Here is a 13,057-nt window from a genome sequence, read left to right as displayed (position 1 = left end):
TCCCGCATGGCACACACCGTGAAGCGCGTGGCCGTAGTGGCCACCGGCACCATTGGCGCAAGCTGGACCGCCTACTTTCTGGCGCAGGGCCTGGACGTGGAGGCCACCGACCCATCGCCCGGGGCTGAGCAGCGACTGCGGGAAGCCGTCGCTGCGCATTGGGTGGCACTGGCGCAGCAGGGGCTGGCGCCGGGCGCCAGCCCGCAGCGCTTGCGCTTTCACGCGCGGCTGGAAGACGCCCTGGCGCAGGCCGATTTTGTGCAAGAGAACGGACCCGAGCGGCTCGACTTCAAGCTGGACCTGTTCCGCCGCATGGATGCCGCGACCCCGGCGCATGTGGTGCTGGCGTCCAGTTCCTCGGGGCTGGCGGTGACGGACATGCAGAAGGATTGCGCGCACCCCGAGCGCGTGGTGCTGGGCCACCCGTTCAATCCGCCGCACATGATCCCGCTGGTCGAAGTGGGCGGCGGCGAGCGCACCACGCCCCAGGCGGTGGCTGATGCGATGGCGTTCTATGCCCACATCGGCAAGCGTCCCATCCAGGTGCGGCGCGAGATCAAGGGGCACATTGCCAACCGCTTGCAGGCCGCTCTGTGGCGAGAGGCCTTCCACCTGGTGGACCGGAGCGTGGCCACCGTGGAAGACATCGACACCGCCATCTCGCAGGGCCCTGGCTTGCGGTGGGCGCTGATGGGACCGTTCATGAACCTGCACCTGTCGGGCGGCGACGGTGGCATTGCCCACCTGCTGGCCCACCTGGGTGGTCCCATCGAAAGCTGGTGGCAGGACCTGGGCGCCCCGTCCATGACCGAAGCCTTGCAGCGCCGGGTGGCCGAAGGTGTGGCGCAGGCGCTGGGTGATCGGCAGGCCAGCGATCTGGCCCGTGCGCGGGATGCCTTGCTCATCGAGCTGTTGCGCGCCAAGCAGGCGTCTGGGCTGCTCGGCCAACCCGACCCTGATCTCGATGCCTGAGGCATCGCGCCTCAGTGTTTGAACCTCCATCGCTCCCGAGAACCCACCATGTACCCAGCCTTTCTTGATGACGAGCGCCAGATTGCCCCTGCGCGCGCAGTGCGCACCCAGTTTGACGATGGTTCTTTCACGCTGCGCTCTCCCATGGCGCTGCAACCCTATGCCCGCTGTGTAGGGGAATGGCTGGAACGCTGGTCCAAAGAGACGCCTGATGCCCTGGCACTGGCAGAGCGGAGCGACAGCGCAGAGGGCTGGCGCAGCCTGACCTACGCCCAGCTGCGCCGCCAGGTGGGCGCCGTGGCGCAGTCGCTGCTGGACCTGCGCTTGCCCGCCGGGCGGCCGATTGCCATCCTGTCCGACAACGCGGTGGACCATGCGGTGCTCATGCTGGCGGCCATGCATGTGGGCATCACCCCTTGCTCGCTGTCGAGCGCATACGCACGCTCCCAGGACCACAGCCGCCTGCACGGCATGCTGTCGGTGCTGGAGCCCAGTCTGGTCTATGCGTCCGATGCCAGCGTCTATGCGCCAGCCCTGCAAGGCTGGGACAGTGGCGCCGTGCGCGTGTTCAGCCGCAACGCCGCTGCGTGTCCGGGGGCGCTGCCTTGGGAGCATCTGCTCGCAGGGCAGGAGACACCCCAGGTGCAGCAGGCCATGCAGGCGCTGCTGCCCGATGACCATGCCAAATACCTGCTCACCTCCGGCTCCACCGGCCGGCCCAAGGTGGTCATCAACACCCATCGCATGCTCTGCGCCAACCAGCAGATGATGGCCCAGGCATGGCGCTTTTTAGCGCATGAAAAGCCGGTGCTGGTGGATTGGCTGCCCTGGAGCCATACCTTTGGCGGCAACCACAACCTCAACATGGTGCTGTGCCACGGAGGCACGCTCTACATCGACGAGGGGCGGCCGATGCCAGGGCTCATCGACAAGACGGTGCGCAACCTGCGCGAGGTGCAGCCCACCATGCTGTTCAACGTGCCCCGGGGCTTTGACATGCTGCTGCCGTTCCTGGAGGCCGACGACCGCCTGGCCGCCGACGTGCTGGCGCGCATGCGGCTCGCCTTTTATGCGGCAGCGGCGCTGGCTCCATCGACCTGGCAGCGCCTGCAAGCCGTTGCCCGGCGCGTGCGCCCCGCGCAGCCCCTGTGGCTCACCACCTCGTGGGGCTCCACAGAGACGGCGCCCGCTGTCACCACCGCGCACTGGCACCTGGAGGGCGCGGGCTGCATTGGCGCACCCTTGCCGGGGCTGGAGCTGAAGCTGGTGCCCAACGGCAGCAAGCTGGAGATGCGCGTGCGGGGCGTGTCGGTGTTTGCGGGTTACCGCAATGCGCCTCGCGAGACGGCCGCCGCGTTCGATCACGAAGGGTTCTACCGCATTGGCGATGCAGGCTATCTGGTGGACGCGGAGCAGCCAGACAAAGGCGTGGTCTTCAACGGACGTGTGGCGGAGGATTTCAAGCTGTCCAGCGGCAGCTGGGTGTCGGTGGGCACCTTGCGGGTGGACTTGGTGTCGCAACTGGCGCCACTGGTGCAGGACATCGTGCTCACCGGGCATGACCGCGACGAGGTGGGCATGCTGGTGTTCCCGTCTGCGGCCGGCGCCGCCGACGCTGCGCGGCTGGAGCAAGCGCTGCAGGCCGTGATGCGCGCGCGCCGCGATGCTGGTGCAGGGTCTTCGCAGTGCCCCACGCGTGCCATGGTGATGGACTCCGCGCCCGATGCAGATGCCGGGGAGATCACCGACAAGGGCTACATCAACCAGGGGGCGGTGCTCTCGCGCCGCGAGGCGGCGGTGCAGGCGTTGTATGCCCAACCTGCAGCGCCAGGGGTCATCAGGGCCTGATTGCGCAAGGCCCAGGGTGTGCATGGGGGCGTCGTCGCGCAGCCGTTGCAAGCTCCACCAAAGAGAAAGGGGCCTTGCGGCCCCTGGTGCTGACGCGAGCGCCTTGTGGCGCTGGGTGCATCAGACGGTTGCGTCCTTCAGCTTCTTCAGGGCGCGGGTCTTGATCTTGACCGAAGCAGGCTTGGCGGGGAACCAGCGCTCTTCACCCGTGAACGGGTCCTTGCCAAAGCGCTTCTTCTTGGCGGGCACTTGTTGCAGGCCGATCTTGAGCACGCCAGGCAGCGTGAATTCGCCAGAGCCCTTCTTGTGCACCGAGCCCAGGATGGCGGCTTCCAGCGCAGCCAGCACGGCCTTGGTGGCCTTGGGTTCCACGCCCGACTGTTCAGCCAGGTGGGCGACCAGCGTGGTCTTGTTGAACGCGGTCTTGATGGGCTTCAGCGCAGCTGCAGCGGCCACGGGCTTAGCGGCGGGCGCAGCCTTTTTGGCTGCAGGGGCTGCCTTCTTGGCGGCGGGTGCTGCGGCCTTGACGGCCACCTTCTTTGCGGGAGCGGGAGTTTTCTTTGCAGTTGCCATGATGTTTTTTCGTTGATTGGAATGACGATGGGCCCTGCCTCTGCGGGCGAGGACCTGCGTGATTTTAGGTGCGATAACGCCAGGCGCGATAGGGCCTGCATGCTGCAGGTGTTTGCAGCCGTTGCATCGATGCGGCATTGCCTGCCGGTGCAGGGCCCGCGAGGTGGTTGCAGGCGGGTGCGCTGCGACCGTTTTTGGTGGCGTGGCCAGGGCCTGTTGACCCTCATTTCGGGGTCGCGAAGGCCCTTGCCGGCGTGCCAATCTGGGCGCGCGACGCCGCTTGTGCATGTGCACACGCCAGGAGCGCAACGACGAGTGGCGCGCCGGCAAGGACCTTCCCTTCGGATTGCCCCTGCCTGGGGGCCGTCTGCGGCGTTGCCCGTGCTTGCAAGGTTCCTACCTTGCTGCGCACCGGCGCCTTGCATCCAGCCCCCAGGCCGGACAACGCGATTCCCGAAATGAGTGTCAACAGGCCCTAGGTCACCGTCTGCCGGCCCAGCACCGCGATCACGTGGCAGCCCGTGCCTGCAATGACGCAGCCATGCCACACAGCGTGGGCATAGCGCACCACAGCATCCATTACGAAAAACACCACGCCAGCTGTGTACGCAGCCCCGCCGATGACCAGCCAGGCGGCACTCACGGCGGGCACATGGGCCATCAGGGGCAGGGCCGCCAGCAGCGCTACCCAACCCATCGCCACATACAAGGCCGTGGACAGCCAAGGTGCTGCGCGCCGCGCCCGCAACTGCAGCCAGCAGCCGACAAGGGCCGCGAGCCATACCAGCACCAGGGCCGTGATGTGGTGCCTGTGGCCTGGCACACTCCATGCAAACGGGGTGAAGCTGCCCGCAATGAACAGGTGAATGGCCGCATGGTCCAGCTGCAGCGCCCATTGCTTGGCCCGCCCCGGCGGCAGTGCGTGGTACAGGGTGGATGCGCCATACAGCAGCGCCATGGTGGCCCCGAACACCAGCACGCCCCAGATGGCGGCAGGACGCGCGGCGGGGGCGGATTGCAGCAGCTGCGGCACGGCAAGGCAGGCGCCCACCAGCGCAGCACCGTGCAGCGCACTGTTGGCCACTTCTTCGTGCAGGTCCTGCGGCCGGTCGCTCACGGCGCTCTCGCTAATGGTGGGCAGGTGTGTGCAGCCGCTCGCGCCACAGCTGCCAGCGCGCGCGCTGCAGGGCTAGAAACTCCACCACGCCCCAGGCCAGTGCACCGGCCAGCATTGCCCAGCCCATGGCCCAGCGGTAGACCTCAGTCTTGCGCGATGGCGGGTACATCGTCGTGATCCCAGCCGGTGGTGCGGGGCAGGTCCAGGCTCAGCCATCCGCGTTCATCGAACAGCTCATCGAGCAGCCGCTGCAGTCCGAACAGTTTCCAGAGCATGGTGCGCCTCTTCCAAAGGGTGGTAACTGCTGGCAAGGTAGCGCCGTTGTGTGACGGTTTCGCGTCGGTTCGCGCAAACCCCACAGGCCCGCCGCAGCGCTGTTCGTGCCGCGCCCCGGGCGCTATCCTCGCCGCGTGGCACGCGCTCTGGCGTGCCGTACACACCGACTTACCCCACACATTGAACATGCTGCCCGAGCTTGCGGCGCTGGAAAAAATCCTCGACCTGGGGGCGCCTCATCTGCAGGTGCAGGTCGTCCAGCAGGTGGCTGTGGCATCGGGGCCGCACTTGCCCATCTATGCCATCGGGTTGGGCAACCCGGCGCTGGACGTGCCTGCGGTGGGGTTCTTTGGCGGTGTGCACGGGCTGGAGCGCATTGGTGCCGAGGTGGTCATTGCCTACCTGCAGAACGTGGTCATGCGCCTGCAGTGGGACACCACCTTGCACCAGCAGCTGGAGCGGGTGCGACTGGTCTTCATGCCCATCGTTAACCCCGGCGGCATGTGGTCTGCCACCCGTGCCAACCCGCGCGGGGTGGACCTGATGCGCAACGCGCCCGTCGATGCGGTGGACCCGGTGCCCTGGGGCGTTGGTGGGCAGCGCGTGAGCGCGGGCCTGCCCTGGTACCGGGGCAGGCTGGGCGAGCCCATGGAGGCCGAGAGCCAGGCGCTGTGCGACGTGGTGATGCAGCAGCTGCTGGCGCGGCCGTTCAGCATTGCGCTGGACTGCCACTCGGGCTTTGGCGTGAAGGACCGGCTGTGGTTCCCGTTTGCCCACACCCGCCGTCCCATTCCGCACCTGGCCGAGCTGCATGCGCTGCAAGACATTTTTCTGCAGGCGCACAGCAATCACCAGTACATCATCGAGCCGCAGAGTGCGCAGTACCTTGCCCACGGCGACCTGTGGGACCACCTGTACCTGCAGGCCTGCCGCGAGGTGCCTGCGCACACCTTCCTGCCCCTCACGCTGGAGATGGGGTCGTGGCTGTGGATCAAGAAGAACCCGCGCCAGCTGTTCTCGCGCAACGGCATCTTCAACCCGCTCATCAACCACCGCCAGCAGCGGGTCCTACGGAGGCACCTGTCGCTGCTCGACTTTCTGTCCCGCGCGGCCTGCAGCCATGCGCGATGGGTGCCAGCGCCCGAGCAGCGTGCACAGCGCCGGGCCGATGCCTTGGCGGCGTGGTACTGAGATGCCCGCGCGCCCACCCCGCCAATGGATCCTGCTGCGCGGGCTGACGCGTGAGGCCGCGCACTGGGGCGCGTTTGCCGAGGGCTTTGCTCAATCGGTGCCGGGCGATGACGTGCTGGCGCTGGACCTGCCGGGCAACGGCGAGTTCCACCATCTGGCGTCACCCTGGTCGGTACAAGGCATGGTGCAGGCCTGCCGCGCAGAGTTGGCGTGCCGTGCCGTGGCACCGCCCTACCACCTGCTGGCCATGTCGCTGGGGGCGATGGTGGCCACCGAATGGGCACGCGTGGCGCCGTACGAGGTGGCAGGCTGCGTGCTCATCAACACCAGTTTGCGGCCGTTCAGTCCGTTCTGGCACCGCCTGCAGCTGCACAACATCGCGCCGCTGCTGCGGCTGGCGTGGCGGTGGCGATCTGCGGAAGCCGCCGAGCAGGTGGTGTGGCAGATCACCAGCCGCAGCGCACCCTCCGGCGCTGCGGGCGTGGTGGCGCGGTGGGCCGCTGTGCGCAGGCAGCGGCCGGTGTCGGCCCGCAATGCCGTGCGCCAGCTGGTGGCGGCCGCGAGGTACTTCGCGCCTACTGCCGCGCCTGTGGATCTTGTGTTGCTGCTGGGCAGCCAGGAGGATCGGCTGGTGTCCAGCCAATGCTCGCAGGCCATTGCGCAGGCCTGGGGGCTGCCGCTGCAGTCGCATCCGTGGGCGGGGCACGACCTGCCGCTGGACGACCCGCAGTGGGTCATCGATGCCGTGCTGCAGTGGCTGTCCAAGAGCGAGTCAACGGACGATTAACAAGAGCTACTGCGTGAGGCCATTCAACCCGCCTTGTGCCACCAGCTCGCGGTACCACTCGGCATAGCCCGCGCTGCTGGGGTGCAGGCCGTCAGCGGCATTCAGCTCCTGGCTGCGGGTCACGAACGGGTCCTGGTCGCGCGGCTTGAGCAAGCGCACATAGTGCACCTGCTGCGCGCTGGCCACCTCGCGCGCCAGGGCATGCAGCGCCTCGGACCGGCGTGACATGGCCCACGACAGGGGCGGCACAAAAAAGGGCGCGTGGCCCACGTTGCCACAAGGCATCAGCACCACCTGCCGCCCCTTCTGGCGTGCCAGCGCCACGGCCTGCTGTACCTGATCGCGCAGCGTGTCCTCGGGGGTGAAGCGGATAACGTCATTGCCACCCGCCAGCACCAGTACCAGGTCATAGCCGCCGTCTGCGCGCTCCAGCTGCTGCACCACGTCGCCAAACTTGGCGCCGTTGGCCGCCAGGTTGTCGATGCGCCATTGGGGATGGTCCTGGCCCATGCGCCCCGGCAGGCTGTCTGCTGCCGTGCTGGCCCCGGTGCCCACAGCGGTGCTGTCGCCCACCACCAGCACGCGCTGCGTGGGTTGTGGGGGCCGCGCGGTATAGGGGCGCGCGTCGCGGGCCAGGTCGGCGGCCGTCCACATGCGCCAGGGGGCACAGCCGGTCAGCAGCAGGGCGCCCGCAGCCACCGCTGCCAAGGTGGCCCATCGGCGGGTGGTGTTGTGGTGCGGGGAGGTCTTTCGCGGCATGGTGCGGGCGCTCAAAGTGGTGGTGCGCCCAGCGTACTGGCAGACCCGGCGACCCTGCGTCGGCGTCGGGCATTCGCGTGCGTAGGACAGTGCAACGCGCCGCGTCCAGACATTGCTATTGCTTGAACACGACGGCGTCCAGCGCCATTGCGCGGATCGCCTCGGCCGCGGTATCGGCCTGGGCGCGGGTGGCGTAAGGCCCCACCCGCACCCGGATGCGGCGGCCCTTGGAATTGTTCAGCTCCTGGCGGAACGCGGGCAGGCCTTCGTTGAGCAGGCGCGCCTGCGTCTTGCGGGCATTGGCTTCCTCGGCAAACAGGCCCACGTTGATGTAGTAGCCCGGGGCTGTGCCCACCGTGGGCAGCGCGGTGTCGGCGCTGGACGCTGCGGCCGCTGGGGCCTTGGGCTTGGCGGATGCAGCGGGGCGGCTGGCGGCCTCACGGCGCGTTGGCGCTGGGGTGCTGACCGCAGCCGTGGGGGCGCGGTTTGATGCTGCGGGTGTGGCGGGCTGGGGGGCGGAGGCTTTGGTGACCGGCGTGGAGGCCTTGGCTGCGGCGGGCGGTGCAGAGGCCGGGGGCTCGGTCGATTTGGGGGTGGCGGGGGGGGCGACTGCTGCAGGTGCGGGGGCTGCAGCGGCAGCAGGGGCCGGGGGCGCTACGGGCGCTGCGGTTGCCTCGGTGGCAGGCGTTGTGGGTGTGGCGGGCGTCTGTTCGGCCTCCGGCGCCGGCAACGCCCCCACGGGGTGGGTTACAGAAGCGGCCTGGGCTGCTGCCGTGGCCTGCGCCACCGTGACGGCGGGCTCTAGTGCCAGCGGTTTCACGTCCGACGGAGAAAGTGCCAGGTAGGCGATCAGTGCGGCCAGGCCCAGCACGACATTCGCCAGTACCAGCACCTGCAGCCGCTTGCGCGAGCTGGCCTGCTTTTCGAGCAGCGCACAGGCTTCGGGCACGGTGCGCGATGCGGCCAGCGCGCGCGCAATGCGCTTGCGGATGTCGGCGTACAGGATGGCGTTGCCGTACAGCCCCGGCACGGCAAAGGCCAGCACCGCAAAGGCGCCCAGCACGCCCAGTTCGATGCCCACGGGCCAGTGCAAGAACGAGCGGCCCACTCCAAACACGATCAGAGCCAGACCCTCGGCCGCCGCCACATAGACCAGCGCAGCGCCCCACAGCTGGCGAAACAGCATCCAGTTCAGGGTGCACAGGCAGGCGGCCCAGTTCCAGGTGGTGGTCGTGCGGCCCGTGTCGTCAAAGCGCTCGAACACCTTCAGGTAGTAGTCCGTGTTCACGGGCCCCAAGGCCAGGCGCGACATGGCGGCCATGGCGTTGTCGGACGGCGAATCGAGCGACATGGCCGGGATGATGGAGGCGACAGGATCCGTGTGGTCGAGCATGGTCGGATTCTGTCATGCACCGGGCGGTGTGTTACCTGCCGCATCGCAAGGTGCTGCGCGGCGGCAACGGGTGCGCGCAGCGTGGTGATGCGCTGCGGGGCGTCTGGGCAGGCCCCTGCATGCCTGCGGGGGCCTTTTTAAGTCAAATCGGCCGCAAGCGCTAGTCGAATATGCGCCAGTAGCTATCAATTAAATAGCGTTTACTATTTGCCCCGCACCAGGGCCATGATCTGGCCCGCGTCCAGCGTGGCCGCCTTCTGCTGAATTTGCGGCAGGTACTGCGTCTGCAACTGCTTGGCGGGCGTGAGCAGGCCCTGAAAGGCCTCGCGCAGCGTGGCGGTGCTCATGACCCGGCCACCGGCGTAGTAGCGCTTGGCCACCTGCCCCAGCGCGTAGGTGGTGGCAAACGAAAACGCCATGCCCGTGGCAGCGCCGCCCAGCCCGCCGAGGGTGCGACCCGCCACCTTGCCCAGCAGTCCGCCCATCAGCTTGCGGCCAAACTGCTCTAGGTACTGCGACGTCATGCCCACGCCGGCGGCGGCGATGAACTCCTTGATGTGGCCCTGGTCCAGCTCCACCCCGTGCGCCTTGCCAATGCCGTAGACCATCTTCACCTGCAGCGGGATGATGGCCATCGACGCCCACGACTGCGGCAGCAGCTCCAGCGCGCCGTTGAGCAGCGCGTAGTTGAGGATGGATTGGTCCAGCTCCGCATCCGGGGCATTGGAATGGACATTGGCGGCTGCCGCCCGGGGCGCTGCCGCAGCGCTGACCACGGGCACCGCCATCGGCACGGCCTTTTCGGCCACGTCCACCAGCGCATCGGCTTGCTGGTCAAATGCCGCCGTCTGCGGGTCGCCCAGCTGCAGCGCCGCCTTGAGGCGGGTCAGAAACTCGCGCTCCGCTGCGGTCTGGCGCCCATCCACATCACACACGCACACGGCCATCTCGTAGGCCAGCTGGCGGTGCATGGGCTCGCTCAGGCCTTGCACGGCGGCCTGCACGCTGGTGCGCTGCAGCAGCACGTCCTGGTAGATGCGCGGCAGGTCGGCCACGCCCCCGTCGCCCGCGAGCGACTGGGCAATGCGGCGGATCTCTTCGCGTTCGGCATCGTTCTTGTTGCCATCGGCAAACGCGGCCAGAAGGGCGATGGTGAGGATGGATTTTTGCTGGTCCAGGGTCATGGTCGTCGTGCGGGAAAAAGAGGTGGGAGGGGTTGCGCACCGCTTGCAGTGCGTCGTGCGGTGGCTTGTGGAGAGGTTCTTAGGCGCAGTCTAGGCAATGCGGTTTCAACGCCACAGCGTGTGGGGGATTGATAGCGCGGGCACCGCATGGCGCCAGCGCTTCGGGTTTTCCCTTGGGTAGTTCGGCGACTGTGCGGACAGCCGTGGCTTGCCTACAGTGCTGCCATCGCGCCGTCGTGGCGCACATCAATGGAGGATGAACATGGGTGCAGCGATGGTGGGTTGGGCGCATTTGCCGTTTGGCCGGCTGGACGGCATGGGGCTGGAAGACCTCATCACCCGCGCGGGCCGCGAGGCCCTGCAGCACGCGGGCATTGACGGCACGGTGGTGGATGGCGTGTGGCTGGGCAACCTCAATGGCGGCTTCACGCCCGATGTGTTTGCCTCGTCGCTGGCCCTGCAGTGCGACGACGCCCTGCGCTGGAAGCCCGCCACGCGGCTGGAGAATGCTTGCGCGTCGGGCTCGGCCGCCCTCTATGCCGCGTGTGATGCGATCGAAGCCGGCCGCGCCCGGGTCGCCCTCGTCATCGGCGCCGAAAAGATGACCGCTGTCTCCGGCGCCGAGACCACGCGCATCCTGGGCGACTGCGGCTACTCCGGCGAGGCGGGCAGTCCGCCCGGTGGCTTCCCGGGCATTTTTGCCTCCATCGCGCAGGACTACTTTGCCGCGCATGGCGACCATTCGGCCACCCTGGCGCGCATCGCCGCCAAGAACCACGCCAACGGCGCGCTCAACCCCTGGGCCCACATGCGCAAGGACCTGGGCTTTGAGTTCTGCAACACCGTGTCCGACCGCAACCCGATGATTGCCGCGCCCCTGCGCAAGACGGACTGCTCTCTGGTGTCCGACGGTGCCGCAGCCATCATCCTGGCGGCCGATGATGCGGTGGCCGATTTCCCCCGCGCCGTGCGACTGCGGGCGCGGGTGCAGGTCAACGACCTCCTGCCCATGGCGCGCCGCCGTGTGGTGGACTTTGAAGGCCCCCGGCGTGCCTGGCAGCAGGCGCTGCAGCAGGCCGGGTGCGCGGTGCATGACCTGTCGCTGGCCGAGGTGCACGACTGCTTCACCATTGCCGAGCTGCTCACGTACGAGGCCATGGGCCTGGCGCCCGCAGGCCAGGGCCACCGCCTGCTCGAAGACGGCACCGTGCTGCGCAGTGGCCGCTTGCCCGTCAACGCGTCGGGCGGGCTCAAGGCCAAGGGCCACCCGATTGGAGCCACGGGCGTGTCGATGCATGTGGTGTCGGCCATGCAGCTCATGGGCGAGGCGGGCGACCTGCAGGTGCCTGGGGCCACGCTAGCGGGCGTGTTCAACATGGGCGGATCGGCCGTGGCCAACTACGTGAGCATTCTGGAGCGCGCCCGATGAACATTGCCCACCTGCTGCGCCGCAGCGCCTTGCTGCACGCCCACCGGCCCGCGCTGCTGCATGGCGACCAGGTGTTGTGGACCTATGGCACGCTGGCCGCCCGCACCGCTGCGCTGGCCGCCCACCTGCGTACACGCTGCGGCGTGGCCCCGGGCGACCGCGTGGCCATCTACGCCGCCAATGCGCCCGAATACCTGGAGGCATTGCACGCCATCCTGTGGGCGGGCGCTGTGTCGGTGCCGGTCAACTACAAGCTGCATGCCAAAGAACTCGCCTACGTGCTGGCCGACTCGGGCGCGCGCATGGTGTTGACCTCTGAAGCGCTGGCCCCCGCCGTGCACGAGGCCGGGGCGCTGCAGGACGCGGTGCTGGTCTTTGGCTCCGACGCATACCGCGCCGCAGTTACCCACACTCCCATGGATGTGTGCGACCGCGCGCCGCACGACGTGGCCTCGCTGTTCTACACCTCGGGCACCACCGGCCGCCCCAAGGGCGTGATGCAGACCCACCGCAACCTGCTGGCCATGACGGCCTGTTACTTCACCGATGTGGACGACATCCTGCCCGGCGACGCCATGGTCTACGCCGCACCCATGTCGCACGGCGCAGGGCTCTACAACTACGCCCAGGTGTTGCGTGGCGAACGGCATGTGGTGCCGCTGTCGGGAGGGTTCGAGCCTGCCGAGCTGGTGCAGTTGGCGGCCAGCGTGGGCCAGCTCACGCTGTTTGCCGCACCCACCATGGTGCACCGCCTGGTGGACCATGTGCGCGCCACGGGCGCCGATGTGTCGGGCTTCAAGACCATCGTCTACGGCGGCGGCCCCATGTACGCCGACGACCTGCGCAACGCCCTGGCCGTGATGGGTAACCGCTTTGCACAGATCTACGGCCAGGGCGAAAGCCCAATGACCATCACCGCCCTGTCGCGCGCCCAGCTGGCCGACCGCGACCACCCTCGTTGGGCCGAACGCATGGTGTCGGTGGGCGTGGCGCAGTCGCTGGTGGAGGTGCGCGTGGTCGATGCCGCAGGCCAGCCTGTGCCTACTGGTGAGACCGGCGAGGTGGTGGTGCGCGGCGACACCGTGATGCCCGGCTACTGGAATAACCCCAACGCCACGGCGCAGACCCTGCGCGAGGGCTGGCTCTACACCGGCGACATGGGCGCGCTGGATGCCGATGGCTTTCTCACCCTCAAGGACCGGTCCAAGGACGTGATCATCTCCGGCGGCAGCAACATCTACCCGCGCGAAGTGGAAGAGGTGCTGCTGCTCCATCCCCGGGTGCGCGAGGTGGCCGTGGTGGGCCAGCGCGATGCGGAATGGGGCGAGGTGGTGGTGGCCTTCCTGGTCGCTGGGGAGGGCGGTGCAGTGCCCGGGGCAGAGCTGGATGCACTGTGCCTGGAGCACATTGCGCGGTTCAAGCGTCCCAAGGAATACCGGTGGGTGGAGGCGCTGCCGAAGAATGCCTATGGGAAGGTGTTGAAGACGGAGTTGCGGAGCAAGGGGTAGTCCTGAGGCGGTGCGGCGCA

Annotated in this window: 13 protein-coding genes; 6 read left to right on the top strand and 7 right to left on the bottom strand. The window is 68.2% G+C overall.

Annotated elements, in window-relative coordinates; all coding sequences use genetic code 11:
• Positions 1 to 6: 6 nt before the first annotated feature.
• Together C380_RS20075 and C380_RS20070 are read left to right on the top strand one after the other, a co-directional pair.
• On the top strand, positions 7 to 972 hold the full coding sequence (locus tag C380_RS20075; RefSeq protein ID WP_015015679.1) for a 3-hydroxyacyl-CoA dehydrogenase NAD-binding domain-containing protein: 966 nt from the start codon (positions 7 to 9) through the stop codon (positions 970 to 972).
• A 48-nt stretch (positions 973 to 1,020) separates the two neighbouring features.
• Positions 1,021 to 2,820, top strand: a complete 1,800-nt coding sequence (locus C380_RS20070; RefSeq protein ID WP_015015678.1) for a feruloyl-CoA synthase — start codon at positions 1,021 to 1,023, stop codon at positions 2,818 to 2,820.
• Between the two features lie 120 nt (positions 2,821 to 2,940).
• Here the strand turns inward: C380_RS20070 and C380_RS20065 are convergent, their stop codons facing one another.
• The 4 genes from C380_RS20065 to C380_RS25715 all read right to left on the bottom strand — a co-directional run bounded on the left by C380_RS20065 (position 2,941) and on the right by C380_RS25715 (position 4,785).
• The gene (locus tag C380_RS20065) at positions 2,941 to 3,393 is read right to left on the bottom strand and encodes an HU family DNA-binding protein (protein ID WP_015015677.1); all 453 of its coding nucleotides are present in this window, start codon (positions 3,391 to 3,393) and stop codon (positions 2,941 to 2,943) included.
• Between the two features lie 475 nt (positions 3,394 to 3,868).
• Positions 3,869 to 4,510 (bottom strand): hemolysin III family protein, encoded by a 642-nt coding sequence (locus C380_RS20060; protein WP_015015676.1) that lies wholly within the window; start codon positions 4,508 to 4,510, stop codon positions 3,869 to 3,871.
• A gap of 10 nt (positions 4,511 to 4,520) precedes the next feature.
• A complete protein-coding gene (locus C380_RS25365) occupies positions 4,521 to 4,679 on the bottom strand; it encodes a hypothetical protein (protein WP_168162379.1) in 159 nt (52 codons plus the stop codon).
• A complete protein-coding gene (locus tag C380_RS25715; protein ID WP_255342784.1) occupies positions 4,654 to 4,785 on the bottom strand; it encodes a hypothetical protein in 132 nt (43 codons plus the stop codon). Before C380_RS25715 ends, C380_RS25365 begins: the two co-directional genes overlap by 26 nt.
• Positions 4,786 to 4,972: 187 nt before the next feature.
• On the opposite strand from C380_RS25715, the gene C380_RS20055 reads away from it, so the two are divergent.
• The gene (locus C380_RS20055; RefSeq protein ID WP_015015675.1) at positions 4,973 to 5,977 is read left to right on the top strand and encodes a M14 family zinc carboxypeptidase; all 1,005 of its coding nucleotides are present in this window, start codon (positions 4,973 to 4,975) and stop codon (positions 5,975 to 5,977) included.
• 1 nt (position 5,978) lies between these two features.
• Positions 5,979 to 6,764 (top strand): alpha/beta fold hydrolase, encoded by a 786-nt coding sequence (locus C380_RS20050; protein ID WP_015015674.1) that lies wholly within the window; start codon positions 5,979 to 5,981, stop codon positions 6,762 to 6,764.
• Between the two features lie 6 nt (positions 6,765 to 6,770).
• Here the strand turns inward: C380_RS20050 and C380_RS20045 are convergent, their stop codons facing one another.
• The 3 genes from C380_RS20045 to C380_RS20035 all read right to left on the bottom strand — a co-directional run bounded on the left by C380_RS20045 (position 6,771) and on the right by C380_RS20035 (position 10,100).
• Positions 6,771 to 7,523, bottom strand: a complete 753-nt coding sequence (locus C380_RS20045) for an SGNH/GDSL hydrolase family protein (protein WP_015015673.1) — start codon at positions 7,521 to 7,523, stop codon at positions 6,771 to 6,773.
• A gap of 115 nt (positions 7,524 to 7,638) precedes the next feature.
• Complete coding sequence (locus C380_RS25710) at positions 7,639 to 8,916, bottom strand: SPOR domain-containing protein (protein WP_015015672.1); 1,278 nt, start codon at positions 8,914 to 8,916, stop codon at positions 7,639 to 7,641.
• 203 nt (positions 8,917 to 9,119) lie between these two features.
• The gene (locus C380_RS20035) at positions 9,120 to 10,100 is read right to left on the bottom strand and encodes a YcjF family protein (protein ID WP_015015671.1); all 981 of its coding nucleotides are present in this window, start codon (positions 10,098 to 10,100) and stop codon (positions 9,120 to 9,122) included.
• Positions 10,101 to 10,362: 262 nt separating this feature from the next.
• Here C380_RS20035 and C380_RS20030 point away from each other — a divergent pair, with 262 nt between their 5' ends.
• Positions 10,363 to 11,529, top strand: a complete 1,167-nt coding sequence (locus C380_RS20030; RefSeq protein ID WP_043566939.1) for an acetyl-CoA acetyltransferase — start codon at positions 10,363 to 10,365, stop codon at positions 11,527 to 11,529.
• Positions 11,526 to 13,037 carry an AMP-binding protein gene (locus C380_RS20025; protein ID WP_015015669.1) on the top strand — a complete coding sequence of 504 codons (1,512 nt, stop codon included), beginning with the start codon at positions 11,526 to 11,528 and terminating at the stop codon, positions 13,035 to 13,037. Before C380_RS20030 ends, C380_RS20025 begins: the two co-directional genes overlap by 4 nt.
• Positions 13,038 to 13,057 lie beyond the last annotated feature (20 nt).

Source organism: Acidovorax sp. KKS102 (genome assembly GCF_000302535.1).
Lineage (GTDB): Bacteria > Pseudomonadota > Gammaproteobacteria > Burkholderiales > Burkholderiaceae_C > Acidovorax.
Note: the sequence above shows the minus strand (reverse complement) of the source record. Positions and strands in the feature narration are given on the sequence as shown.